The following is a 26,088-nucleotide window of genomic DNA, read 5'->3' on the forward strand; positions in this document are numbered from 1 at the left end:
GACCTCGGGACGACTCTGTGGGAAAGCTGTGGATAAGTACGTAAACCTCATAAAACTTTCGGTTGGATCGGAAAGCGTCGACACGCTGATGGCGTGGCAAGACAGCCGAAAACCGCTCTATGAGGACGGCTGCCCGCGACATGTCACCCGCATGTGGCCCAAGCGTGAGGCAGAGATTCTGAACGGCGGATCAATCTATTGGGTGATCAAAGGCGTCATTCTGTGCCGCCAGCGTATACTGCGGCTGGACGAGGTACGCGGCGAAGACGGCATCCGCCGCTGCGCCATCGTGCTGGACCCCGAGGTGCATCGAACTCAAAACGCCCTCAAACGCCCGTTCCAGGGCTGGCGCTATCTGAAACCCGAGGATACGCCTGCTGATCTGCCAAAAAATCGCGAGCAGGACGATGCCCTGCCCGATGATCTGAATCGTGCTTTGGCCGAAATCGGCGTGCTTTAGCGCAACCGATCCAGTACTTCGTTCAGAACCGCTTTGGTCTCCGGGTCACATTTCGCAACCCGACTGCGCCACAGCGTCGCCTGCGATTGCAGGATCAATCCGTCCGACAGAATTTTCAGGTGATTGGCCCGCAAGGTCTCTCCGGTCGATGTGATATCGGCAATCGCCTCAGCTGTTTCGTTCATAACCGTGCCTTCCGTCGCACCCTGACTATCAACCAGAGTATAATCGGCCACGCCCGCATCGGTCAGGAACTCGCGCACCAACCGGTGGTACTTGGTGGCGATCCGCAGCCGGTGGCCGTGTGTCTTGCGGAAAGCCGCCGCAGCAGCGTCCAGATCGTCCAGTGTGTCCACATCGACCCAACAGGCCGGGGTAGCGATGATCAGATCAGCCTTGCCGAAGCCAAGCTGTGAGACTTCTTCGACCTGCTGCTCCCAGCGCGGCAGCTTCTCTTGCACCAGATCAATCCCGGTGACACCCAGATTGATCCGTCCCGCCGCCAGCTCGCGCGGGATTTCCCCTGCCGACAGCAGGATCAGCGAGACACCGTCAATGCCTTCGACCTTGCCCGCATATTCCCGGTCTGATCCGCTGCGCGACAGGGTGATGCCGCGCTTTTCGAACCAACCGAATGTCTTCTCCATCAACCGGCCCTTCGAGGGCACGCCCAATTTCAGGCTCATTGCGCGTCCTCCTCAACCATCAGCATCAGGTCCGGGCGCAAGACGCCTCCTACAGCGGGGATTTCCGCGCCATTGCCCAACTGCCGGGTCAGCGCGTCATAGCGCCCGCCCGTAGCAATGGGGGGCAGATCGGGTCGGCCTTCGGCATAAAAACCGAAAACGAACCCGTCGTAATATTCCATCGAGGTCCGGCCATAGGCGGCCTCGAAATCCAACCGCTCCACGTCAACGCCGCGCGCCTGCAGGGAAGCAACCCGCGCCTCTAGCCGATCCAGCGCCGGGGTGATCTGCGGCAGATCGACGGCCACGTCGCGCAACTGTTCCAGCGCAAAGGGCATGGTCTCGCGCACGTTCAGCAGCGTTTCCAGCCCGACCAGTTCGCTGTCCGAGATCGGCGGCGTGTCGCGGTCTTCGCGCAGGGCTTCGATGCGGGCTTCGATCTCCGAGGCGCGGCGTTTGCCGATCATCGGCGCGTCCACGTTCAGCGGGTCTTTGGCATCCAGCAACTCATCGCGCCCTTCAGGACCCGGTTTGCGTCCGGCAAACCGTTCTAGCAAAATACGGAACCGGCGTGGACGCCACAGGTGCCGCATCAGCGCAGCCTTGCGGCGGTCGGTGGTTTTCAGACCTTGAACGGCAGCGGTGAGGATGCCAATATCCCCTGTCGCTGCGCGCAACGGCAGCCCGCGCAGTTGCAACGCAAACAGAGAGAACACGTCGGCATCGGCCCCCGCCGGATCTTCGCGGTCAAAGACCTCATAACCGACCTGAATGTATTCGTTGGGGCGGTCTGGATCCTGTTCTTGACGCCGGAACACCTCGCCCGAATAAGTGTAACGCGCGGGCTCTGCCCCTTCGGACATGTGCATCTGCACAACTGGCATGGTGAAATCCGGACGCAGCATCTGCTCGCCGCGCAAGGCGTCCGAGGTCACGTAAGCGCGGGCGCGAATGTCTTCGCCATAGAGGTCCAGCAATGTGTCCGCTGGTTGCAGCAGCGGAGGGTCCACGACCTGCGCGCCTGCGGCCTCGAACCGGACGCGCATCATTGCGGCGCGGGCCTGTATCTGGGAACGGTTCGGCATGGCTCAGTCCTGACTGTCCAGAATTTCGCGCACCTTGGCGACCAGATCACCACGCGAAACTTCGAACTGGCTGGGACGTTCTTTCCACTCTTCCAGAGTGGCGCTTTCGGCGATCTTCGCACCAAGGATCAGGTCCTTAATCTGCACGATGCCATTGGCCTTTTCGTCGCCCCCCTCGATCACCGCAATCGGCGAGTTCCGCTTGTCCGCGTACTTCAACTGATTGCCAAAGTTCTTCGGGTTGCCCAGATAAACCTCGGCCCGGATACCGGCATTGCGAAGCTCGGCAACCATTGCCTGATAATCGGCCATGCGATCCCGATCCATCACGGTAACGACCACGGGACCAGTCGCCTGCGCGCTCAGACGACCCTTTTCGCGCAGGGCTGCCAACAGACGGTCAACTCCAATCGACACGCCGGTCGCAGGCACTTCCTGTCCGGTGAATCGCTTAACCAGATCGTCATAACGCCCACCGCCCGAGACCGACCCGAACTGCCGCTTGCGGCCCTTCTCGTCTAAAATCTCGAATGTCAGTTCGGCTTCGTAGACCGGGCCGGTGTAGTAACCGAGACCGCGTACAACGGACGGATCAATCTCGATCCGGTCCGAACCATAGCCACCCGCATCCAGCAGGGCGCCAATCTGTTCCAACTCGGCTATACCGTCCGCACCGATCTTGCTGTCGCCCACAGCGGCGCGCAGGTTTGCCAGCGTTCCCGCGGTATCAGCAGCCTTGGAGGTCAGGAAGGCAATCACCGGCTCGGCCTGATCGTCGCTCAGCCCCACACCGTCGATAAACGCGCCCGAGGCATCCAGACGGCCCTTGGTCAGCAGCTCGCGCACACCGGCCTCGCCCACCTTGTCGAACTTGTCGATGGTGCGCAGGACGTTGTCACGGGCGGAGGCGTCTTCGCCAAGACCCATCGCCTCTAGCACGCCGTTCAGAACCTTGCGATTGTTGACCCGCACCAAATAGTCGCCGCGCGGAATGCCAACGGTCTCCAGCGTGTCCGACAGCATCGCGCAAATCTCGGCATCCGCGGCCATCGAGGCCGTGCCCACCGTATCCGCATCACATTGATAAAACTGACGATACCGCCCTGGCCCCGGCTTTTCATTGCGCCAAACCGGACCCATCGCATAGCGACGATAGGGCGTGGGCAGGTCGTTGCGGTGCTGCGCGTAAACGCGGGCCAGGGGCGCGGTCAGATCATAGCGCAGGGCCATCCAATCGCCATTGCCGCCTTCGTCAAACTCCTGCCACGCGAAGACGCCCTCGTTCGGGCGATCCACGTCGGGCAGGAACTTGCCCAGCGCTTCGACAGTCTCGACCGCGCTGCTCTCCAAAGCATCAAACCCGTAGCGATGATACACGCCTGCAATCGTCCGCAGCATCTCGGTGCGCTGCGTGACTTCCTCGCCGAAATAGTCACGGAACCCTTTCGGTGTTACGGCCTTAGGGCGGGGCTGTTTCTTGGGCTTGGCCATCGGTGGCGTCCTTCACGGGTATTGTTCCGCGCGCGGTCTATCCCATGGTCCGCATCGGGGCAAGGCGCGCTTTCGCTGGCCTTGCGCACTTGGTGCCGCTATGACCGGCCTCGAAGGAGACCCCAATGCAGCATCTGGAAGAACAGATCGCCCATCTGACCCGCACGATCGAAGAGCTGAATACCGTTGTCACACGCCAGCAGTCCGAGATCGACCGCCTGACCCGCCGGGTCGAAATGCTGTTACAGCGCGAGGCCGAACGGGCGCAGGAAGGGTCAGGCGGCGTCGTATTCGGAGACGAACGTCCGCCGCATTATTGATGGCGAATTCACGGCTGCAACTTCCATTGCTCAATTTGACCCCGCAATCGCAGGCAATCCCAGATTTACCCAACGCGACCTTGTTGGTAAAAGCGACCTCGCTTGCGATATCTCATAGCCAGGAGGCAATTAATGGCCAACAAGCTTGCCCTTGTCACGGGTGCCGCGCGCGGTATCGGTCTGGCTACCACAAAACTGTTTCTGGAAAGCGGTTGGAACGTCGCGATGATTGATCGCGATTCTGAGACGCTGGTCGAGGTGGCAAGCGGTCTTGACGGCACGATGCCGATTGTCGCGGACATATCCGACCCCATTCAAGTCGATGACATGGTCAGGACCGTTGACGCAGAATTCGGGCGCATTGACGCGGTGGTGAACAACGCCGGAGTCGCGGACTTCGGGCGAATTGAAGACCATGACTTTGCAGTATGGCGCCGGGTCATGGAGACCAATCTTGATGGAGTATTTCTTGTGTCGCAGGCAACTATACCAGCTCTGCGCGAAAGCCGCGGCTCCATCGTCAACATCGCCTCAATTTCGGGGCTACGGGCCAGTACACTTCGCGCAGCATACGGAACTTCAAAAGCCGGGGTCATCCACCTGACCAAACAACAAGCCGCTGAACTTGGGGAATTTGGCATCCGTGCCAATTGCGTCTGCCCGGGCCCGGTCCGGACCAAACTTGCGATGGCCGTCCACTCGCCCGAAATCATAGCTGCCTATCACGACGCAATCCCGCTGAACCGTTACGGTTCTGAAGACGAGATAGCACAGGTTATCTTTTTCCTTTGCTCGGACAAAGCCAGTTACATCACAGGCCAGGTGATCGCGTCCGATGGCGGGTTCGAAAGCACCGGCGTGGGCTTGCCCGCACTACGATCAAGTGAGTGAAATTAGACTACGATCTAGCGACCCCCGTCAGCAAAACAAACGACTGAGGATCACAGCCCCAGTGTCGTTTTCACTGCATTGTCGACCACTCCGCCCAACAGGGCATCCTTATCCGCTGCGCAACCCTCTGACAGAGCCGCTATGAATGCGTCACGCAGCTGTGCCTTTTCCTCGTCTGTGGTCGCATGATCTTCGATATTGATCTGACGATTGTAGAGCGACAGGGCCGTCATCTTTCCAACAACCTCGACAACAAAGGCTTCGTTACCGTCGGCTTCTTCAGCAATCGAAGCGCAGGTGTAGTGCATCACCGGAAGCGCGTCCTGGACCATCTGTTCTGCCGCGTCATCAGCCAAAGCCACGCCCGGAAGTGACACGCAAAGACCTGTAATAGCGGTTTTGATTAGGGTCATACGCATCGCATTCACTTCCAGTTATGTCCGATAATCGCACCGGCCACACCGCCGATCGCTGCCCCTTTGCCGTCGCCGATCAACGCACCGACGCCCGCGCCGATCAATGCACCTTCAATCGTTTGCTTTTTCTTCTTGTCGTCCTTGTCGTCCGCCAGACCGCCCGTGGCCAACGCCACCGACGCAATCGCCGCAAGTGCGACAGAACCAAAAGTTTTTCGAGCAATCGCCATATGAGAACCCTCCCATGACTGAAAAATCTGTTCTGACAGCAGCCTAGACGGGCACTGACTGTCTGGCAACAAACGGTTGAGTGCTCAAATTTCTTCGACCGACAACACGCCTTCCAGCGATTTGATCGCGCCTTTGATTTGCGGGTTGATCGGGAAGCTCTGTCCAAGGTCCATCTCGACCTCACCGGGCAGACCGGGCGCCATAAGCAAAAGCTGAATCGGTCCGCGAGACGCGTTTTTGGCCGCATCGGCGGCGTCCTCCAAAACTTTGGCCACCGTCGGCACGGCCTGCGCCTCGTCCACAAAAATGCGCAAGCCAGTCGCGCCCGCTTCGGCTACTACGGAATCAACCGGTCCGACGGATCGACCCAGAAGCTTCAGCTGATCGGCCTCCATCGTGGCCTCGGCGGTCAGGACAACCTGCGCGCCGGTTTCAAGAAATTCCCGGCATTTCTCCAACGTGTCCGAGAACAACGTGACCTCGTAGGCGCCCGACGGGTCCGACAGCTGCGCGAAGGCGAACCGGTTGCCGCGTGCTGATTTTCGTTCCTGCCGCCCAGCCACAACACCGGCCATTTTGGCGATCAACGGGCCGGAACGGGCTTTTTCCGTCACTTCGTCCAAAGTCAGCACTTGCTTGCGTTTCAGCGCAGGCATGTAGTCGTCCAAGGGGTGGCCGGACAAGTAGAAGCCAATAGCCTTGAATTCCTCGCTGAGCCGTTCGGCAGGCAACCAATCGGGCGTGGGCGAGAGGCGCGGTTCGGGCAGGTCATCGCCAGCCTCGCCAAACAACGAGACCTGGTTCGAATTCTTCTGTTCATGGATCGCCGCCGAATACTGCACCAGCGGATCAAGGCTTTCGAACACACGGCGTCGGTTTTTGTCCAGCTCATCAAACGCCCCGGCCCGCGCCAGCATCTCAAGCGGTCGCTTGCCGACCTTTTTCAAATCAACCCGGCGGGCGAAGTCGAACAGATTGACGAAGGGTTTTTCGCCACGTCCTTCGACCACAAGATTCATCGCCTCAACGCCAACATTCTTCAACGCGCCCAGCGCATAGACCAAATGCTGATCCACAACATCAAACGTGGACTGAGACCGGTTCACGCAGGGCGGCACGTAAGGCAGTTCCAGCCCCTTTCGGACTTCTTCGAAGTATACGGCCAGCTTGTCAGTCAGATGGATATCGCAGTTCATGACACCCGCCATGAACTCGACCGGGTGGTTCGCCTTCAGCCAGCCGGTCTGATAGCTGACCACCGCATAGGCCGCGGCGTGGGATTTGTTGAAGCCGTAGTTGGCAAATTTCTCCAGAAGGTCGAACACCTCGGAGGCTTTCTTGGCATCCACGCCATTCTCGCCCGCGCCCTTTTCGAACTTGGGGCGCTCGGCATCCATCGCCTCTTTGATCTTTTTACCCATCGCGCGGCGCAACAGGTCAGCTCCGCCAAGCGAATACCCGGCCATCACCTGGGCGATCTGCATCACCTGTTCCTGATAAACGATGATGCCTTGGGTTTCCTCAAGGATATGATCGATCAACGGGTGCACCGACGTGATCTCGCGCAGGCCGTTCTTGACCTCGCAATAGGTCGGGATGTTCTCCATCGGACCGGGACGATAGAGCGCCACGAGGGCCACGATATCCTCGATACAGGTGGGTTTCATCCGCTTGAGCGCATCCATCATGCCCGAGGATTCCACCTGGAACACCGCAACAGTCTTGGCCGCCGAATAGAGCTTATACGTCGCCTCGTCATCCAGCGGGATCGCGTTGATCTGGTTCTCGGCCCCTTCGGCGGGTTCATAAAGTTCCGTGCCGTCGGCGGCGATATGTAAAGGACGCCCGGATTTGAAGATCAGATCCATCGCATTCTGAATCACGGTCAGGGTTTTCAGACCCAGAAAGTCGAACTTTACCAGCCCGGCCTGCTCCACCCATTTCATGTTGAACTGGGTCGCAGGCATGTCGGACCGCGGGTCCTGATACAGAGGCACCAGCGCGTCCAGAGGCCGATCCCCGATCACCACGCCAGCCGCGTGGGTCGAAGCATTCCGCAAAAGCCCTTCAACCTGTTGGCCGTAAGTTAGAAGGCGGTCCACAACCTCTTCGTTCCGAGCCTCCTCCCGCAAGCGCGGCTCATCTTTCAGCGCCTTTTCGATGGAAACCGGTTTGACGCCCTCGACCGGGATCATCTTGGACAAGCGGTCGACCTGCCCGTATGGCATTTGCAGCACCCGCCCGATGTCGCGCACTGCGGCCTTCGACAGCAACGCACCGAAGGTGATGATCTGCCCCACCTTGTCGCGCCCGTATTTCTGCTGAACGTAGCGGATCACCTCTTCGCGGCGATCCATGCAGAAGTCGATGTCGAAGTCCGGCATGGAAACCCGTTCCGGATTCAGGAACCGTTCGAACAGCAGTGAATAGCGCAGTGGGTCAAGGTCGGTGATCGTCAGCGCATACGCCACTAGCGAGCCCGCGCCCGAGCCCCGCCCCGGCCCGACCGGGATATCCTCGTCCTTGGCCCATTGGATAAAGTCGGCAACGATCAGGAAATAGCCGGGGAAGCCCATGCCTTCGATGATGTCCAGCTCGAAATCTAGCCGTTCCTGATATTCTTCCGCGCTCACCGCATGCGGGATCACAGCCAGACGTTTCTGCAAGCCTTCATTGGCGATGCGGCGTAGTTCAGCCACCTCGTCATCCGCGAATTTCGGCAGGATCGGATCGCGACGATAAGCCATGAAGGCGCAACGACGCGCGATTTCAACTGTGTTTTCGATCGCCTCGGGCAGATCGGCGAACAGCGTCACCATCTCTTGCTGCGATTTGAAGTAGTGTTGCGCGGTCAGACGGCGGCGACCTTCCTGCTGATCGACATAAGCTCCTTCGGCGATACAGATCAGCGCATCGTGCGCCTCATACATATCAGAGGTCGGGAAGTAGACGTCGTTGGTGGCAACCAGAGGCAGGTTCTTGGCGTAAGCCATCTCGACATGGCCACGCTCGGTCAGGCGCTCGGCCTCTGGCTGTCCGTCTTCGCCCGGATGGCGCTGAAGTTCGATATACAAACGATCCGGGAACATCCCGGCTAACCGATCAACCAAAGCCTCAGCCGCTGGGCGCTGGCCCTGCTGCAGCAGCATCCCAACAGGACCATCTGGTCCACCCGTCAGGCATATCAAACCGTCCGATCGTTCCGCTAGTTCCTCCAACGTGACCTGCGGCAGCTGCCCACCCTTGTCCACGTAAAGGCAAGAGCTGAGCTTCATCAGGTTCTCATACCCCACCTCGGACTGCGCCAGCAGCACCAGCGGCGCGGGTGCTTTGGGTTTCTCACCCGGCTGCGCTTGCACATAGGTCAGATCGACCTGACAGCCCATGATCGGCTGCACCCCCGCCCCGCTGGCAGTGACGGAGAATTCCAGCGCCGAGAACATCGAATTGGTGTCCGTTACCGCAACGGCGGGCATCTCCATCTTCTCACAGAGACCGGGCAGCTTCTTCAGCCGCACGGCGCCTTCCAGCAGAGAATATTCGGTGTGAACGCGGAGGTGAATGAATCGAGGAGTACTGCTCATACCCGCTACGCTATCGCAGCCAACAGCGCGACAAAAGCGCGAACCGACGCTTTGGGATGCCTAAAAAATCAGCGCTGATTATTCGGATTTTTCAGAAGGTGCTTCGGGGGCGACGGTGAGCCCATGACAGAAAAGGCTTTAATTTCAATTGACTGAACATTACTGAAAACCCGCATAATCGCGCCGAACGGGGGTAATGGTACATCATATAGGCAGTTTTTCTTGCCAGATAAGCCGCCCTGTTTCTAACATCTGACGGCAAGCTATCCGCCCGCCACTCTTTCTACGTCGCATCGAAGGAGGGCACCCAAGGGCGCAACCGGGTAAGGCGACGGGTTTCTCGAATGAATATCACGTTTCTTCTGAACGGAGAGACAGTGGAGCTGGCGGATGTTGATCCGACAGCGACCCTGCTGGACTGGCTGCGCGAGGATCGCGGCCTGACCGGCACCAAGGAAGGCTGCAACGAGGGCGATTGCGGGGCCTGCACCGTCATGGTCACGGATGAAAGCGGCCACAAGGCGCTGAACTCCTGCATCCTGTTCCTGCCGCAGCTGCATGGCAAAGCGGTTCGCACCGTCGAAGGGGCCAGCGGCCCGAATGGCGAGGCGCACCCGGTGCAGCAAGCGATGGTTGACCTGCACGGCTCGCAATGCGGCTTCTGCACGCCCGGTTTCGTCATGTCGATGGTGGCCAGCCATGCCAATGGTGCCACCGATCATGACACCCAGCTTGCCGGGAATCTCTGCCGCTGCACGGGTTACGCGCCGATCATCCGAGCCGCGAAGGCCGCCGAGGAAATCCCCGTTCCGGTTTGGGTCAAGGACCAACCGGTTGCGGCGCAGGCCGAACCATTTCTGCCTGCCTCGTCAGACGAGCTGGCCGCTGTTTACGCCGAAAACCCGGATGCCACGCTAATCGCGGGTGCAACTGATGTGGGCCTGTGGGTCACAAAGCAACTGCGCGATCTGGACCCAGTCATTTTTTTGAACCGCTGCGAAGACCTCAAAGCGATCACAATTACCGAAGACGAAATCCGCTTTGGCGCAATGGTCGACATGAACCGGATGGGCGAGGCGCTGGCCGATCTTCATCCCTCCTACGCCGAAATGATCCGTCGCTACGCCAGCGTTCAGGTCCGCCATGCCGCAACCGTCGGCGGCAACATCGCCAATGGCTCGCCCATCGGGGACAACCCGCCCGCCCTGATCGCTTTGGATGCCACTTTGCATCTGCGCAAAGGCGATACGTGCCGGTCGATCCAACTGGAAGAGTTCTTTATCGATTACGGCAAGCAAGACCGCGCTCCCGGCGAGTTTGTCGAGGCCGTCAGTTTCCCGCGTCAGCCGGATCGGTTGAAGACTTACAAGCTCAGCAAACGGTTCGATCAGGATATCTCGGCTGTTTGCGGGTGCTTCAATATCACCGTCTCGGACGGCACTGTTACTCAAGCGCGGATAGCGTTTGGCGGCATGGCCGGCATTCCGAAACGGGCAACCCATGTCGAGGCCGCGTTGATCGGCAAACCCTGGACGCGCGACACCATTCATGGCGCGCTGCCAGCTTTTGCCGACGATTTCACACCACTCACGGACATGCGCGCCTCGGCCACCTATCGTCTGGAAACGGCCAAAGCGATGCTGGAACGTTACTTCCTGGAAGATCAGGGCGAAGTGACCAACGTGCTGGAGGTGTCGGCATGAGCGTGACCAAACCCCTCCCGCACGACGCCGCGCCTTTGCACGTTTCAGGTTCGGCACGCTACGTCGACGACATACCGACACCCAAGGGCTCCTTGTATCTAGCGTTTGGCCTCAGCCCGATTGCTAAGGGCAAGATCACTGGAATGGACCTGTCAGCCGTGAAAGCTGCGGATGGAGTCGTGATGGTGATGACAGCGGATGATCTGCCTTTTGCCAACGACGTCTCGCCCTCGATCCACGACGAGCCGCTGCTCTCGGACGGCACCGTTCACTACATCGGTCAGCCTGTGTTTCTGGTCGTCGCCACCAGCCATCTGGCCGCCAGAAAAGCCGCACGACTGGGTAAGATCGACTATGCTGAGGAAACGCCGATCCTGACCGTCGAAGAGGCTCTGGCCGCTGACAGTCGGTTTGAGGACGGACCACGCATCTATGCCAAAGGCGACGCGGATGCGGCGATTGCGGGTGCAGCTCATGTCATTGAAGGCTCCTTTGAACTCGGTGGGCAGGAGCATTTCTACCTAGAAGGTCAAGCCGCTTTGGCGGTGCCAAATGAAGGTGCGGATATGCTGGTTCACAGCTCGACCCAGCACCCGACCGAAATCCAGCACAAAGTGGCGGACGCATTAGGTGTTCCAATGCACGCAGTGCGCGTCGAAACCCGCCGGATGGGTGGAGGCTTTGGCGGCAAGGAAAGTCAGGGCAATGCTCTGGCCGTTGCCTGCGCCGTGGCAGCGCGTGCGACCGGTAAGGCCTGCAAGATGCGCTATGACCGCGACGATGACATGATCATCACCGGCAAGCGCCACGCGTTTCGGATTTCCTACAGGGCTGGATTCGATGAGAACGGCCATATACAAGGCGTGTCGTTCCTTCACCACGCGATCTGCGGCTGGGCGCAGGACCTGTCCTTGCCCGTAGCCGACCGCGCAATGCTGCATTCCGACAACGCCTATCTGCTGCCAAACGCCCGGATCGAGAGTCACCGGCTAAAGACCAACACCCAATCCGCCACTGCCTATCGCGGGTTCGGCGGCCCTCAGGGCATGGTTGGGATCGAACGGGTCATGGACCACGCGGCCCATGAACTCGGGTTGGATCCGGTCGAACTGCGTCGTCGGAACTATTATGAACCCGCGCACAAAGTTGCAGATGTTGATCCAACAGAGAAACCACTTGGCCATCCCGACCCGCATGAAGACCTGACCAGCCGCGGCGCGGTTGAGATGGGGGATGCCCCAGTCCGCTCCCTGCCCGCGGGCGGCAACACCACACCCTACGGCATGGAGGTCAGTGATTTCGAGCTGCACGGCATGACCGAGGCTTTGCTGAAATCCAGCGACTATGCGGCGCGCAAGGCCGCCATCGAAAAGTGGAACGCCGAAAACAGCGTGATCAAGAAGGGCATCGCGTTTTCTCCGGTCAAGTTCGGGATTTCCTTCACCTTGACTCACCTCAATCAGGCCGGCGCGCTGGTGCATGTGTATCAGGACGGCTCGGTCCACCTGAACCATGGCGGCACCGAGATGGGACAGGGCCTGTTCCAGAAGGTCGCGCAGGTCGCCGCGTCGCGCTTTGGCATTCCGCTGGAGATGGTGAAGATCACCGCCACAGATACCGCCAAAGTGCCGAACACCTCGGCAACGGCGGCGTCGTCAGGTAGTGACCTGAACGGGATGGCCGTGAAAGCCGCCTGCGACACGATCCGGGATCGGATGGCCAACTATCTGGCAGAGCGTCATCAGGCTGATCCTTCAACGGTTACCTTCTCAGACGGTCACGTGTCGGTTGGCGAAGAACGCTACACCTTCTCTGAGGCTGCCGCGCTGGCTTATCAGGGTCGCATCAGCCTGTCGGCGACCGGGTTTTACAAAACGCCCAAGATCGAATGGGACCGGATCGCCGGTCGAGGCCGCCCATTCTTTTACTTTGCCTATGGCGCTTCGGTCACCGAGGTCGCCGTGGACACCCTGACGGGCGAGAACCGCATTCTGCGCACGGATATCCTGCATGACGCAGGCGCATCGCTGAACCCGGCGCTGGATATCGGTCAGGTCGAAGGCGGCTATGTGCAGGGCGCGGGCTGGCTGACAACCGAGGAACTGGTCTGGGATGGCAAGGGCAACCTGCGCACACACGCGCCCTCGACCTACAAGATTCCCGCCTGCTCGGACCGGCCGGACATTTTCAACGTCGCGCTTTGGGATGGCGAGAACCGCGAGGATACGATTTATCGCTCTAAGGCGGTGGGCGAACCGCCGTTCATGCTGGGCATATCGGCGTGGCTCGCCTTGTCGAACGCGGTTGCGGCCTGTGGCGACATCTACCCCGCGCTGAATGCTCCGGCCACGGCCGAGGAAGTCTGGCACGGCGTCCAAAGGATGAAGGGAGGCATCTGATGGGATTTGACTTGGAGGCTTTGAGGGAGGCGGTCAAAACCCACGGGAAAGTCACCCGGGTTGTCGTCGCTGCGATCAAGGGGTCATCCCCGCGCGAAGTTGGCGCCGCAATGCTGGTTTGGGAGGACGGGCAAAGCGGCACAATAGGTGGCGGCACTCTGGAATTTCAGGCGGCAGAGGCCGCGCGGAAGCAAACCGCCCAATCCCGCCTGACTCACCACGCGCTTGGACCTGATATGGGCCAATGTTGCGGAGGTGCGGTTTCGCTGTTCAGCGAGGTCTTTGACCTTAACGCAGTTGAAGAGCTCGACGACACGATCATCGCACGATCTGCCTCAGAAGGCGAAATGCCTCTGTCGGTCAAACGCCTGCTGGCGGCGGCGCGCGGTCAGGGCCAAGCACCCGAACCACAACTGATCGACGGCTGGATGGTCGAGCCAGTGCATAAACCCACCCGGAACCTTTGGATCTGGGGCGCGGGCCATGTCGGACGGGCACTGGTGGACGTTCTGTCCCCCCTGCCCGACATCGCGATCACATGGGTCGACACCGGGCCCGAGCGCTTCCCGGCCTCGGTTCCAGCAAGTGTCACCACAGTTCCAGCCGCCAAGCTGGCCGAGCTGGTGCGCCATGCTCCGCCCAATGCCGAGCACCTTGTGCTGACTTATTCGCACAATCTGGACCTAGAACTGTGCAACCGGCTGCTTTCGCACGATTTCGGCTTTGCTGGCCTGATCGGCTCGGCTACGAAATGGGCGCGATTCCGGTCGCGGCTGGCGGCCCTTGGGCATTCGCCCGAGCGGATCAGCCGGATTACCTGTCCCATCGGTGATCCCGGCTTGGGCAAACACCCGCAGATGATCGCCGTTGGCGTCGCCGCGCAGCTACTGCGCCCGGCCGCCCGGAAGAATGAGTTGAAGAAGGACCTGAGCGCGTGACCACTCCACTTTTAAGCTTGCAAGGGCTGACCAAAGCCTATCCCGGCGTCGTGGCCAATGATCAGGTGTCCTTTGACATCGGTGAAGGCGAAGTTCACGCCCTGCTGGGCGAAAACGGCGCGGGTAAATCCACGCTGGTGAAGATGATCTATGGGCTGGTGAAGCCTGACAGCGGCACCATGCTGCTGCGCGGCCAGTCCTTTGCGCCGCCCGAGCCGCGTGCCGCACGCGCTGATGGTATTGCGATGGTGTTCCAGCACTTCTCGCTGTTTGACGCGCTAAACGTGGCCGAGAACATCGCGCTAGGGATGGAGAACCCGCCCCCGATGGGCGATCTGGCCTCGCGTATTCGGGAAGTGTCCGAAACCTATGGCTTGCCTCTGGACCCGTACCGGACCGTTGGCGATCTGTCTGCCGGTGAGCGCCAGCGGGTCGAGATCATCCGTTGTTTGCTGCAAGACCCCAAGCTTTTGATCATGGACGAGCCGACCTCGGTTCTGACTCCGCAAGAGGTGGAAATCCTGTTCGAGACGCTGAACAAATTGCGCTCCGAGGGCACCTCGATCCTCTATATCTCACACAAGCTGGAAGAAATCCGCACGCTGTGTGACCACGCCACGATCCTGCGTCTGGGCAAGAACGTGGGCGAGTGTGTACCTGCCGAGACCTCGGCTCGTGACATGGCGGAGATGATGGTGGGCTCGACCCTGCAGACACCGGAACGGTCGGGCCGTGAGTTCGGCGAGGTCGCGCTGGATGTCAGCGGGTTGTCGGTACCTTCGCCATCTGAATTCGGGACGGCGCTGAAGAATGTTCATATGACGGTCCGCAAAGGCGAGGTTCTGGGGATCGGTGGCGTCGCCGGGAATGGGCAAGACGAGCTGCTTGGCGTTCTGTCCGGTGAAATCACGACCACTGCCGATGCGATCAAATTCAACGGCCAGCCAATTGGCAAACTCGGCCCAACAGCGCGCCGCAAATTGGGTGTTTTGACTGCTCCAGAGGAGCGTCTGGGTCATGCGGCGGCGCCAGATATGAGCCTGACCGAGAACGCATTGCTGACCGGGTCAGTTCGGGAAGGGCTTGAGAACAAAGGCTTCCTGAAATGGTCCGAGACTAAAAGTTTCGCTGAAAAGATCATCAGCGCATTCGACGTTCGTACCCCGGGGCCGGAGAATGCCGCGCGGTCGCTGTCGGGTGGCAACCTACAGAAATTCGTGATCGGTCGAGAAGTATTGCAGAACCCGGATGTGCTGGTGGTGAACCAACCGACCTGGGGTGTGGACGCTGCGGCAGCAGCGTCGATCCGACAGGCCATTCTGGATTTGGCCGCAAAAGGAACGGCGGTCATCTGCATCAGCCAGGACCTGGACGAGTTGATGGAAATCTCGGACAGCTTCGCAGCCCTGAACGAAGGACGGCTGAGCGCACCACGCACGACCACGGGCCTTACGGTCGATGAGATCGGCCTGATGATGGGCGGTGCCCATGGCATGGAGGTGGCGCATGTGTGATCAGTGGAACCGCCTCCGGCGGCCGTATTTTCAACGAGAAGAAGAACTTGGGGGTGTGAGCAGATGATTGTGTTGGAGAAACGGCCTCAGCCGTCCAAAGCGTGGTCCTACGCGACGCCTCTGGTCGCAGTGCTGGCGACAATGGTGTTTGGCGGGATTTTGTTCGCCATTCTGGGCAAGAACCCGGTCGAGGCCATTGGCACCATCTTTTGGGAGCCATTGTTCGGTGAGTTCGCGTTCTATTATCGCCCGCAACTGCTGGTGAAGGGCGCGCCTTTGGTGTTGATCGCAATCGGCCTTTCGCTGGGCTTTCGAGCCGGTATCTGGAACATCGGGGCCGAGGGGCAGTACATCATGGGCGCCATCTTTGGTGCGGGTGCTGGTCTGGCCTTCTACCCGCTGGACGCGTTCTATATCTTTCCAATCATGGTGATTGCGGGCGCGTTTGGCGGCTGGCTCTGGGCGATGATCCCGGCCTTTCTGAAAGTGCGTTTTGGCACCAACGAAATCCTCGTGTCGCTGATGCTGGTCTATGTGGCCGAGCAGATGCTGGCCTCGGTGTCGCTGGGGCTGCTGAAGAACCCCGAAGGGTTCGGCTTTCCCGGCTCGCGTAACCTGCAATCCTATGACAGCGCGCATAACGCCGAGCTGATCGCCGGATCGGGGATGCACTGGGGTGTCGTGACCGCCCTGATCGCAGTGATCTTTGCCTATGTCCTGCTGAACCGGCACATGCTGGGCTTTCACATCCGCCTGACGGGCGAGGCCCCCCGTGCGGCCAAGTTCGCCGGTGTGAATCCGGCCCGATTGATCTTGTTCTGTCTGGGTATGTCCGGTGCGCTGGCGGGGCTCGCGGGGATGTTCGAGGTTTCCGGACCTTCGGGTGTGGTTAGCATCGACTTTAACGTCGGCTATGGCTTTACCGCGATCATTGTGGCCTTTCTGGGTCGCCTGCATCCAGTGGGTATCCTGCTAGCCGGTGGGCTGATGGCGCTGACTTATATTGGTGGTGAGATCGCGCAGTCTCAACTGGGTCTGCCTGCCGCTGCCATTCAGGTGTTCCAGGGGATGCTTCTGTTCTTCCTGCTGGCTTTCGATCTTCTGACCAATTACCGCATCCGTGCGGCCCGTAGCGAGGTGGCGTGATGCATCCTGCACTCAGAAAACTGGCGCTATCGGCTGTAGTTGCGTTTGTAGTTCTAACAGTTCTGTCTGTCACACCTCTGGCCGCCATTCCAACACTGCTAAATCCAGCAACGTTTGGATGGGCAGGTTTGGCACTTTTTCTCTTGATTATCGGCGCACCGTTCGGAGGGCTGGCTTTCATCCTGATCTTTAGCCCATCCGAAAAGCGAGCCGGCGCCGTGGCCGGGCTTTGCGGTGCATGGATCGGTGCAATCGTGGGATCAATTTTTGGCATCCAGGTTTTGGGGAGCGTGTAATGGACCTTGGTGAAATCAACCCCGTACTTCTGGTCGCCTCGCTGATGGTGGCCGCAACCCCCCTGCTTTTGGCCGCGATCGGAGAGCTGGTCGTCGAGAAAGCAGGCGTTCTGAACCTCGGCGTCGAGGGCATGATGATCGTCGGCGCAATCAGCGGCTTTGCCATCTCGGTCGAGACCGGCTCACCCTGGTTGGGTTTTGTCGCAGCTGCAATTGGGGGCGCGGTGCTGTCCTTGCTGTTCGTGCTGCTGACACAGGTGGCGCTGGCCAATCAAGTTGCCAGCGGATTGGCACTAACCCTGTTTGGCCTCGGTTTCAGCGCGCTGATGGGGCAAAGCTATGTGGGTGTGAAACCACCCGATATGGCCGACATCCACATCCCGGTGATCAGCGATATTCCGGTGATCGGCCCGATCCTGTTCCAGCATGATCCGATCCTCTATGTCGGGATTGCATTGACTGCCGCAGTCTGGGCCACACTGAGATACACCCGCGTCGGTCTGATCCTGCGCGCGGTTGGGGAAAACCACGATGCCGCGCACGCACTTGGCTACAAGGTCATCAAAATCCGCATCATGGCGATCCTGTTCGGTGGTGCCTGTGCGGGCTTGGGTGGAGCCTACATCAGCCTGATCCGCGTCCCGCAGTGGACCGAAGGCATGACCGCCGGTGTCGGCTGGATCGCTCTGGCCTTGGTGGTGTTTGCCAGCTGGAAGCCGTGGCGGGCCTTACTGGGTGCCTATTTGTTCGGCGGCATCACCGTGTTGCAGCTTAATTTGCAGGCAGCGGGCGTTGCCATCCCTGTCGAGTATCTGGCAATGTCGCCCTACATCATCACGATCCTTGTGCTTGTGATCCTTTCGGCCGACAAGAGCAGCGCACCTGCCTCACTGGGCCGGACCTTCCATGCCTCGCACTAGGGGCCAACTGAACCAACTTGGGGAGTAACACATGAAATTCACTACACTTCTGGCAAGCGCCGCCATGGCGCTGGGTCTGGCCTCGGGAGCCATGGCCGAAGACAAGACCAAGGTCGGTTTCGTCTATGTCGGCCCGGTGGGCGACGGAGGCTGGACTTACGAGCACAACAAGGGCCGTCTGGCGGTCGAAGAGCACTTTGGTGACAAGGTCGAAACCGTGTTCGTTGAATCGGTTCCCGAAGGCCCGGACGCCGAGCGCGTGATGACTCAGATGGCGCTGGAAGGGGCCGATCTGATCTTTACCACCTCGTTCGGCTACATGGACCCGACCATCAACGTCGCCAAGAAATTCCCGGATGTGAAGTTCGAGCACGCGACCGGCTATAAGACCGCCGACAACGTCTCGGTCTATTCGGCCCGTTTCTACGAAGGTCGCGCCGTCCAGGGCCATATCGCGGGCAACATGACCAAATCGAACATCATCGGCTATATCGGGTCCTACCCGATCCCCGAAGTGATCCGGGGCATCAACTCGGCCTATGTCCACGCCAAGAAAGTGAACCCGGATGTCGAATTTAAGATCGTCTGGGCCTACACGTGGTTCGATCCGGCGAAAGAGGCTGACGCCGCCACCGTTCTGATCGAACAGGGCGCGGACGTGATCCTGCAACACACCGACTCGACCGCCCCACAGGCAGCCGCACAAGAGGCAGGCAATGTTGTGACTTTTGGCCAAGCTTCGGACATGAGCGAGTACGCTCCGTTCCCGCGCGTATCGTCGATCATCGATGACTGGGCGCCCTACTACATCGCGCGCACGCAGGCCGTTATGGACGGAACATGGGAATCCGCGAACACCTGGGATGGTATCCGCGAAGGCATGGTTGCAATTGGCGAGATTTCAGATGCAGTCCCTGCGGACGTCAAGGAAGAGGCTCTGGCCCTGAAGGCCGCCATGGCTGCGGGTGAATACCACCCCTTCACCGGACCTCTGAAAAAGCAGGATGGCAGCGACTGGCTGGCCGACGGTGAAACCGCTGATGACGGCACGCTGGCTGGCATGAACTTCTATGTCGAAGGGCTGGAAGGCGACATTCCGCAGTAAGCTGTCTCTAGTGCAAGATACAGAAAGGCCCGCGATGATCGCGGGCCTTTTTTGTTGCGTTCCTGCGCACCAACGAAGGTGCTAGACGTCCTTGAACGCGCGACGCAGCAGCCGATTGCAGCGCGGCGACAAATGCTGCGCGACGGTATCAGGCCCAAGACCACGTCGGCTGAGAAAAACGGCCAAAGCAAAAGCACGAGAGGGCTGGGTCATGTAACCCGACCACCCGACATCATCGGCACCTTGCAACTGAAACACGCCGAAGCCTGCAATGATGCAGCCAAGATCGGTCGCAAGCTCGTGCGCCTCATAACCGCCGGGAACTTCATGCTCCAACCCGGCAAGCCGCGCGTGCATCAGCTCATGCGCGATTAAACTGATGAACTCTACGGGTCGGTTCACCTTTTCAGGATCGTAGCGAATGAGGGACACACCATCTATAATCTGATGGGTCCCCGCCACTGTATCCAGCGCCTGATAGCTATGGCGATGCTCGGCCGGGATCACATCCAGTGGAACAATCTCGACGGGATAATCAAACGCCAGATGACGTTTGACATCCTCAAGTACGGCCTTGGCGGTTTCTTCGCCCGTACCGCCGGGCGCGGAAAAGAACGCACGCGTTGGAAGGATTGGGTGTTCTGGCGGTTCGAAAACCTCATCGAACCAGTCAAAACACTCCAAAATCCATCCACGCAAATCGTCAGAGACGACAGGACGAGACCAAAACATCTAGCAGTCGCCATTCATTTGCGTGCCAATCCCATCAATGCCCGGTCAACACCAGCGTATTTACCGGCATCAGGATCAGACGCAGACGCAGACCCGCGGCATGGACGACCCCAATCGTGTCGATCACGTGCAACGCGGTGCTGTGCCAAAAACCCAGATCCTCATGTTCCAGCCGCTCGTGGTTGTCGGTGTAGACATTGGCCAGACAGTTGCTGCCCGGAGGGATGTCGTCCGCCATGTTTTTATACAGAGGCTCCATGTAGACCAGAATTGAACCCGGCACCTTGTTGGCCTGCACATCCCGCAGCTCGTCCGAGGGACGGATCTGGCCGGATGGGATGACATCCTGCACCTCGACCACGACCATCGGGATCACGGTAAACGGCTTGGTCATGCAACCCAGCTCTCCGATCATGCCGGGTTTGATGACCTGCGCCGACATCTGGTTGAACGCGGCCTGGAACCGGTTGTGACCCGAGCTTGAAGGCACCAGAATGCCAGCCGGACGCAGCAGAGGGCTGACATAGTCGCCGACCTGCAAGCCGAATTGTTCAACACGGCCCGTGACACCGGCACTAATGACGGTCTTGTCCAGCTCGGTCAGCGCGGCGTCCAGTTGTGCATTCGCGCTGGCCAGTTGGGCGGGGATCAGCTCCTCGATCTGCTGCACAACGGCGGCACGCTGGGACTCGGCGGCGCGCAGTTGCGCCTCACGTTCGGCGACGAGGTTTTCCAGCCGATCAATCTCGGCCAGACGCACGGCGCTGGAGCCTTCGTCGCGCAGAGTAGTGTTGCGCTCAAGGTCCTCCAGCGATTGATCCAGCGCAGCCTTCGCGCCTGCGATGCCAGCCTCGGCCTCGGCCAGATCGGTTTGGGCCACCCGCAACGACGCCTGAACCTGCGCGATCTCGGCATGCGCTGCTTCGACCATGGCGGTCTGGGTAAAGTCCTCAATCCGGAAGATCGGCTGCCCTGCTGTCACCAATTCGTTGTTGCGGACATAAATCTCGGACACGCGCCCACCCAGTTGCGGCAGGATAGTCACGGTGCGGAAATACGAGGCCGCAGTTTTGCTGGCCGGATGAAAGTAGAACAGCGTGGTGATCACGGTAAGTGCCAGAATGGCACAGGTGGTCAGGCCCCAGCGCAGTTCGTACCACATGGTGAACAGCGTGATCTCATGCCCGATCCGTTTGCCTTGAACGTAACGGCGAAACAGATAGTCCGGCAGCACGGTCACCAGCGCGCACATCAAAGTCTCAAGCATCTATTACTGCTCCTGCTGCGCGGTGGGCTCGGTGGGCGGGGTCGGGGCGGGAGCATCCTGCGCAGAGTTTCCCAAAGATCGGATGGCATCGGCAATCGCCCTAAGGGGCGCTGCCACATCCGGGAACTGGAACCCGGCGACCAGAATGGCGGCAATCCAGAACAAACCGTTATGAGTAAACAGCGCCAGCAGGGCCAGAATACCGACCAACTGGAACTGAGGATGGTTGGATTCATGCGCGATTTTTTCGGGGATCGAATGCAGAGTGAAATACCCGACACCGATCAGAATGATCACCAGAACGGTAAAAACAAACATAAATGTCAAAAGAAAGTCACTGCCATCCGCCTGTGTCACGTAATGCGGAATATGCCCCGTGGCCATCGGGTGTAGATCTGCTGTACTCACCCTGCCCTCCTGTAATTGTCTACCTCTTGTTTGGATGGGTTGATGCGTAAATTCAAGCCTGCTTAAAGTTGCGAACAAAGTTCGGGCATCTGTGCCACAAGGGCGTTCACTGACCTGTGCACAGAGCCTCAAGGAGTACAAATGATTGATTTCCTTGTCATTGGCGGTGGCATCGCAGGGCTAAGCGCCGCAGCGCGTCTGTCGGCTCACGGGCATGTGACCGTGCTCGAGGCCGAGGATGGGCTGGGTTATCACGCCTCCGGCCGATCCGCCGCGTTGTTCGAGGAAAGCTATGGCCCACCATCGGTTGTCGCGTTGAACAAGGCCAGCGCGTCGTTTCTGCAAAACCAGTATGGGGGCTATCTGACACCCCGCTCATTGCTGTTGATCGGACACAAAAACCGACCGCAGGACTTTGAAGAAGATGCCCGTGATCTGAACATGCAGATCCTCCCTCCGGCCGAGGCGATGACCCGTGTGCCGATCCTGAACCCGGACACAGTTGGGTTTACAGCGGTCAGCAACGCCGCTTTCGACATCGACACGGACCGCTTGATGCAGGATTTCGCCGCATTGTTCGCGGCAATGGCGGCGCGGTTCTGACCAAATCCCGTGTCACTGCCATTCGAAAGGACAAGCATTGGATCGTCGAAGCAGGCGAGACCTATGAGGCTCGCGCGCTGATCAACGCCGCCGGTCCATGGGTTGATGAGGTTGCAGTTCTGGCCGGAATGGCTCCAATCGGGATCACCCCAAAACGCCGGTCAATGGCGCGCTTGCCCGCCCCCGACGGGCATGACGTGACCGGCTGGCCCATGATGCTGGGGGCAGGCGACAGTTGGTACGCCAAACCCGATGCTGGCAAGCTGCTGGTTTCGCCGTCCGAAGCTGACCCTGTCCCCCCGCAGGACGCCTTTGCCGATGACATGGTGCTGGCCGAAGGTCTGGCCCGATACGAAGAGATGGTCACCGAACCCGTCACACGGGTCGAGGCCAACTGGGCCGGGTTGCGCAGCTTTGCACCTGACGGCACGCTGGTTCTGGGGCCCGACCCCGCCGATCCATCCTTCATCTGGTCCGCCGGTCAAGGCGGGTACGGTTTCCAGACCTCTCCCGCGGCATCGCAACTTGTTGCGGATCTGACCATTGGCGCGACATCTGAACTGGACTCAGAAACCATAGCCGCCCTCAGCCCTGAAAGGTTGCGCAGATGAGCAAACGAACTCTCCCGTCGAACGCCAGCGTTGCCACTAAAGGTCAGGACGGACGGCTTGTCGCCCCCGCCGCGTCCCGCAACGCCGAAGTTTTGTGTGATTTGCTTGCACGCTGGGCCCCGAGTTCAGGCAAGGCACTGGAGATCGCCAGCGGCACCGGCCAACATGTGTGTGCTTTTGCCCAATCTCTGCCCGACCTTCACTGGCAACCGACCGAGATCGAAGCCGAGCGGCGCGCAAGTATCAACGCCTATGCCGCCGATCTGCACAACGTGGCTGAAGCCGATCCGTTGGATGCGACGGTGCGGGACTGGCACAAGGACTACCTCGGTCAGAACATGATTATCCTGATCAACCTGATCCACCTGATCAGCTGGCCGGAAACTCAGATCATAATATCTGAAGTCGCACAGGCGCTTGCACCCGGAGGACGTTTTGTTCTGTACGGCCCATTCAAAAGATCCGGGACACTGACAAGTGACGGGGATCAGAAGTTCCACGACGCGCTCGTACAGCAGGACCCTGAGATCGGATATAAGAACGACGATGACATCGCTGCATTGATGCGCGCCCAAAACTTAACCGTCGTCGAGATTGTCGAGATGCCCGCAAACAATCTGGCCTTTATCGCGGAAAAGCCAGCCAAATAGTAAAACAGGCGGCACCAGCGCACCGCCTGCTCTTTGGATCAGCCGTCCTTTCGGATGGTCTCGTTCTTCGGATCGTATGGGCTGTCGCAGGTGACTACCGCATCCCACAGCTTGTCCTGAATTTTGACCTTCAGCTTGGTGCCTTCGACCGCCATTTCAGGCTTCACATAGCCCATCCCGATGGATTTCTCGAAGGCCACCGAGTACCCGCCCGAGGTCAGACGACCCACGCGCTCACCTTCTGGCGTGTACAGCGCCTCGCGGCCCCACGGATCGGCATCGTCCGGCCCGTCGATCAACAGGGTGCAACACTTCACGCGCACGCCTGTTTCTTCCAGCTTGGCCTTACCGTGGAAGCCCTTCGACAGGTCGACAAAGCGCGGCAGATCAGCTTCCAGCGGGGTCGCATCGCGACCTAATTCAGTGCCGAAGGCGCGATAGGATTTCTCTTGCCGCAGCCAGTTCTGAGCGCGGGCACCGACCAGCTTCATACCGTGCTTCTCACCCGCCTTTTCCAGCAAGTCGAACAGGTAGTTCTGCATTTCGATCGGGTGGTGCAGTTCCCAGCCCAGCTCACCGGTATAGGCCACACGGATCGCGTTCACAGGGCACATGCCCAGTTCGATCTGACGGGCCGACAGCCACGGGAAGCGCTTGTTGGACAGCGCTGTTTCCGGATCGGCGTCCTTGATGACCTCTTTCAGAACGTCACGCGACTTTGGCCCGGCGATGGCAAAGACGCCCCACTGAGTGGTCACGTCCTGGATTTCGATGTAACCGAACTCCTCCATCTTGTCCTCAGCCGCCTTGCGCAGATAGTCGGCGTCATACTCAGTCCATGCACCGGCAGAGACGATGTAGTAGTTGTTCTCACCGTTGCGGACGATGGTGTATTCGGTGCGGGTGGTGCCGTGCGAGGTCAGCGCGTAGGTCAGGTTGATACGACCAACCTTGGGCAGCTTGTTGCAGGTGAACCAATCCAGGAACTGGGTCGCACCGGGGCCTTTGACGACATGCTTGGTGAAGGCCGACGCGTCGATCAGACCAACGCCCTCGCGGATTGCTTTGGCTTCTTCGACGGCGTACTGCCACCAGCCGCCACGGCGGAACGAACGGCTTTCCTTGTCGAAATTGTCCGGTGCATCCAGCGGGCCGAAATAGTTCGGACGTTCCCAGCCGTTGACCCAGCCGAACTGAGCACCGCGCGCTTTCTGGCGATCATAGGCCGGAACAGTACGCAGCGGACGGCAGGCTTCACGCTCTTCATCCGGGTGGTGCAGGATGTAGACGTGCTCATAGCACTCTTCATTCTTGCGGGCCGCGAACTCGGTGGTCATCCAGTTGGACGAATAACGCTTGGGGTCCAGCGAGGCCATGTCGATCTCGGCCTCGCCATCGACCATCATCTGCGCCAGATAATAGCCGGTGCCACCTGCGGCGGTGATGCCGAACGAAAACCCTTCGGCCAGCCACATGTTGCGCAGGCCGGGAGCCGGGCCGACCAGCGGGTTACCATCGGGCGTGTAGCAGATCGGACCGTTGAAATCGTCTTTCAGGCCGGACTCGGCACAGGACGGCACGCGTTCGGCCATCGCCATGTATTGATCCGCAATCCGGTCCAGATCCAGCGGGAACAGGTCGGCGCGGAAGCTGTTCGGAACGCCATGCTCAAAGCGAGCAGGCGCGCCGTGTTCATAAATACCCAAAATCCAGCCGCCACGCTCTTCGCGCGCATAGGATTCGTTGTCCGCGTCGCGCACAACGGGGTGCTCGGGGTTACCCGCCTCACGCCATTTGACCAGCTCGGGGTCTTTGTCCATGACGATGAAGGTGTGCTCGACCGGGATGGCAGGCATCTTGATGCCCAGCATCTTGGCGGTGCGCTGTGCATGGTTACCAGACGCGGTCACGACATGCTCGGCGGTGATCACCACTTGCTCGTCGCTCTCAACAAGGTTGCCGCCTTTTTCCACCATCTTGGTGCAGGTCACTTCCCAGTGGGTACCGTTCCAGTGGAAGGAGTCGGCCTGCATCTTGCGGACGATCTCAACACCGCGCTGACGGGCACCCTTGGCCATCGCCTGAGTCACATCGGCAGGGTTAATGTAACCATCCTCGGTGTGGTAGATCGCGCCCTTCAGGTCCGAAGTTTCGATCAGCGGCCAGCGTTCCTTGATCTGCTCGGGCGTAAGCCATTCGTAGGCGACGTCGCAGGTTTCAGCGGTGGACGCATACAGCATGTATTCGTCCATACGCTCTTGTGTCTGCGCCATACGCAAGTTGCCGACCACAGCGAAGCCCGCGTTCAGGCCGGTCTCTTCCTCTAGCGTCTTGTAGAAATCGACCGAGTATTTGTGGATGTGAGTTGTCGCATAGGACATGTTGAACAGCGGCAGCAGGCCCGCCGCGTGCCAGGTCGAGCCCGACGTCAGCTCATCCCGCTCGATCAGCATTACGTCGTCCCAGCCCGCCTTAGCCAGGTGATAGGCGATCGAGGTTCCAACGGCGCCGCCGCCAACAACCAGTGCTTTGACTTGGGTTTTCATAACCGGGCGTCTCCCCTTGAATTCAGTTGCAACCATATGGCGCAATTGAAGCCCCCAACGCGACATTCATCCGACCTGTGAGACAT

Annotated in this window: 22 protein-coding genes and 1 pseudogene; 13 read left to right on the forward strand and 10 right to left on the reverse strand. The window is 59.6% G+C overall.

All coding sequences use genetic code 11. The annotated features are described in order from the left end of the window. The first annotated feature begins 28 nt into the window (after positions 1-28). Positions 29-460 carry a DUF1489 family protein gene (locus ACOQOY_RS02045; protein ID WP_420583823.1) on the forward strand — a complete coding sequence of 144 codons (432 nt, stop codon included), beginning with the start codon at positions 29-31 and terminating at the stop codon, positions 458-460. On the opposite strand, the gene hisG is transcribed toward ACOQOY_RS02045, so the two are convergent. From hisG to hisS, 3 genes are read right to left on the reverse strand one after another with little or no spacing between them, the layout of a single operon-like run. Beyond that, complete coding sequence (hisG, locus tag ACOQOY_RS02050; protein ID WP_420583824.1) at positions 457-1,146, reverse strand: ATP phosphoribosyltransferase; 690 nt, start codon at positions 1,144-1,146, stop codon at positions 457-459. The two genes, ACOQOY_RS02045 and hisG, sit on opposite strands and share 4 nt — an antisense overlap. Further along, on the reverse strand, positions 1,143-2,231 hold the full coding sequence (locus ACOQOY_RS02055) for an ATP phosphoribosyltransferase regulatory subunit (protein WP_420583825.1): 1,089 nt from the start codon (positions 2,229-2,231) through the stop codon (positions 1,143-1,145). The genes hisG and ACOQOY_RS02055 overlap by 4 nt, the downstream gene beginning before the upstream one ends. 3 nt (positions 2,232-2,234) lie before the next feature. Further along, a complete protein-coding gene (hisS, locus tag ACOQOY_RS02060) occupies positions 2,235-3,722 on the reverse strand; it encodes a histidine--tRNA ligase (protein WP_420583826.1) in 1,488 nt (495 codons plus the stop codon). 125 nt (positions 3,723-3,847) lie between these two features. Here hisS and ACOQOY_RS02065 point away from each other — a divergent pair, with 125 nt between their 5' ends. Further along, positions 3,848-4,042, forward strand: a complete 195-nt coding sequence (locus ACOQOY_RS02065) for a SlyX family protein (RefSeq protein WP_420583827.1) — start codon at positions 3,848-3,850, stop codon at positions 4,040-4,042. Positions 4,043-4,174: 132 nt separating this feature from the next. After that, on the forward strand, positions 4,175-4,933 hold the full coding sequence (locus tag ACOQOY_RS02070; protein WP_420583828.1) for an SDR family NAD(P)-dependent oxidoreductase: 759 nt from the start codon (positions 4,175-4,177) through the stop codon (positions 4,931-4,933). Between the two features lie 50 nt (positions 4,934-4,983). On the opposite strand, the gene ACOQOY_RS02075 is transcribed toward ACOQOY_RS02070, so the two are convergent. The 3 genes from ACOQOY_RS02075 to dnaE form a co-directional block, all read right to left on the reverse strand. Continuing rightward, positions 4,984-5,346, reverse strand: coding sequence for a hypothetical protein (locus ACOQOY_RS02075; protein WP_420583829.1), 363 nt, complete (start codon positions 5,344-5,346; stop codon positions 4,984-4,986). A gap of 11 nt (positions 5,347-5,357) precedes the next feature. Then, positions 5,358-5,579 carry a YMGG-like glycine zipper-containing protein gene (locus tag ACOQOY_RS02080; protein ID WP_420583830.1) on the reverse strand — a complete coding sequence of 74 codons (222 nt, stop codon included), beginning with the start codon at positions 5,577-5,579 and terminating at the stop codon, positions 5,358-5,360. A gap of 84 nt (positions 5,580-5,663) precedes the next feature. Further along, complete coding sequence (gene dnaE / locus ACOQOY_RS02085) at positions 5,664-9,164, reverse strand: DNA polymerase III subunit alpha (RefSeq protein WP_420583831.1); 3,501 nt, start codon at positions 9,162-9,164, stop codon at positions 5,664-5,666. A gap of 344 nt (positions 9,165-9,508) precedes the next feature. Here dnaE and xdhA point away from each other — a divergent pair, with 344 nt between their 5' ends. The 8 genes from xdhA to ACOQOY_RS02125 all read left to right on the forward strand — a co-directional run bounded on the left by xdhA (position 9,509) and on the right by ACOQOY_RS02125 (position 19,185). Further along, complete coding sequence (xdhA, locus tag ACOQOY_RS02090; protein WP_420583832.1) at positions 9,509-10,867, forward strand: xanthine dehydrogenase small subunit; 1,359 nt, start codon at positions 9,509-9,511, stop codon at positions 10,865-10,867. Beyond that, positions 10,864-13,266, forward strand: coding sequence for a xanthine dehydrogenase molybdopterin binding subunit (gene xdhB / locus ACOQOY_RS02095; protein ID WP_420583833.1), 2,403 nt, complete (start codon positions 10,864-10,866; stop codon positions 13,264-13,266). Before xdhA ends, xdhB begins: the two co-directional genes overlap by 4 nt. After that, entirely contained in the window at positions 13,266-14,204 is a 939-nt protein-coding gene (gene xdhC / locus ACOQOY_RS02100; protein WP_420583834.1) for a xanthine dehydrogenase accessory protein XdhC, read from the forward strand. The genes xdhB and xdhC overlap by 1 nt, the downstream gene beginning before the upstream one ends. Further along, positions 14,201-15,718 (forward strand): ABC transporter ATP-binding protein, encoded by a 1,518-nt coding sequence (locus ACOQOY_RS02105; protein ID WP_420583835.1) that lies wholly within the window; start codon positions 14,201-14,203, stop codon positions 15,716-15,718. The genes xdhC and ACOQOY_RS02105 overlap by 4 nt, the downstream gene beginning before the upstream one ends. 63 nt (positions 15,719-15,781) lie before the next feature. Further along, on the forward strand, positions 15,782-16,864 hold the full coding sequence (locus ACOQOY_RS02110; RefSeq protein WP_420583836.1) for an ABC transporter permease: 1,083 nt from the start codon (positions 15,782-15,784) through the stop codon (positions 16,862-16,864). Then, positions 16,864-17,160, forward strand: coding sequence for a hypothetical protein (locus ACOQOY_RS02115; protein WP_420583837.1), 297 nt, complete (start codon positions 16,864-16,866; stop codon positions 17,158-17,160). Before ACOQOY_RS02110 ends, ACOQOY_RS02115 begins: the two co-directional genes overlap by 1 nt. After that, positions 17,160-18,080 carry an ABC transporter permease gene (locus ACOQOY_RS02120; RefSeq protein WP_420583838.1) on the forward strand — a complete coding sequence of 307 codons (921 nt, stop codon included), beginning with the start codon at positions 17,160-17,162 and terminating at the stop codon, positions 18,078-18,080. Before ACOQOY_RS02115 ends, ACOQOY_RS02120 begins: the two co-directional genes overlap by 1 nt. A 31-nt stretch (positions 18,081-18,111) precedes the next feature. Further along, entirely contained in the window at positions 18,112-19,185 is a 1,074-nt protein-coding gene (locus ACOQOY_RS02125) for a BMP family ABC transporter substrate-binding protein (protein ID WP_420583839.1), read from the forward strand. Positions 19,186-19,266: 81 nt separating this feature from the next. Here ACOQOY_RS02125 and ACOQOY_RS02130 read toward each other — a convergent pair whose 3' ends face one another. Genes ACOQOY_RS02130 through ACOQOY_RS02140 form a run of 3 tightly spaced genes read right to left on the reverse strand, consistent with a single transcriptional unit; the run spans position 19,267 to position 21,592 of the window. Next, positions 19,267-19,917 carry a hypothetical protein gene (locus tag ACOQOY_RS02130; protein WP_420583840.1) on the reverse strand — a complete coding sequence of 217 codons (651 nt, stop codon included), beginning with the start codon at positions 19,915-19,917 and terminating at the stop codon, positions 19,267-19,269. Between the two features lie 34 nt (positions 19,918-19,951). After that, a complete protein-coding gene (locus tag ACOQOY_RS02135) occupies positions 19,952-21,184 on the reverse strand; it encodes an HlyD family secretion protein (protein WP_420583841.1) in 1,233 nt (410 codons plus the stop codon). Positions 21,185-21,187: 3 nt separating this feature from the next. Beyond that, on the reverse strand, positions 21,188-21,592 hold the full coding sequence (locus ACOQOY_RS02140; RefSeq protein WP_420583842.1) for a hypothetical protein: 405 nt from the start codon (positions 21,590-21,592) through the stop codon (positions 21,188-21,190). Positions 21,593-21,733: 141 nt separating this feature from the next. Between ACOQOY_RS02140 and ACOQOY_RS02145 the strand changes: the two are divergent. Together ACOQOY_RS02145 and ACOQOY_RS02150 are read left to right on the forward strand one after the other, a co-directional pair. Beyond that, a pseudogene (locus ACOQOY_RS02145) lies at positions 21,734-22,806 on the forward strand (NAD(P)/FAD-dependent oxidoreductase). Beyond that, positions 22,803-23,456, forward strand: a complete 654-nt coding sequence (locus tag ACOQOY_RS02150; RefSeq protein ID WP_420583843.1) for a DUF938 domain-containing protein — start codon at positions 22,803-22,805, stop codon at positions 23,454-23,456. The pseudogene ACOQOY_RS02145 and the gene ACOQOY_RS02150 overlap by 4 nt, the downstream one beginning before the upstream one ends. Positions 23,457-23,494: 38 nt before the next feature. Here the strand turns inward: ACOQOY_RS02150 and ACOQOY_RS02155 are convergent, their stop codons facing one another. Next, positions 23,495-26,002, reverse strand: coding sequence for a GcvT family protein (locus ACOQOY_RS02155; RefSeq protein ID WP_420583844.1), 2,508 nt, complete (start codon positions 26,000-26,002; stop codon positions 23,495-23,497). Positions 26,003-26,088: the final 86 nt, after the last annotated feature.

Source organism: Ruegeria sp., from assembly GCF_965221235.1.
GTDB lineage: Bacteria > Pseudomonadota > Alphaproteobacteria > Rhodobacterales > Rhodobacteraceae > Ruegeria.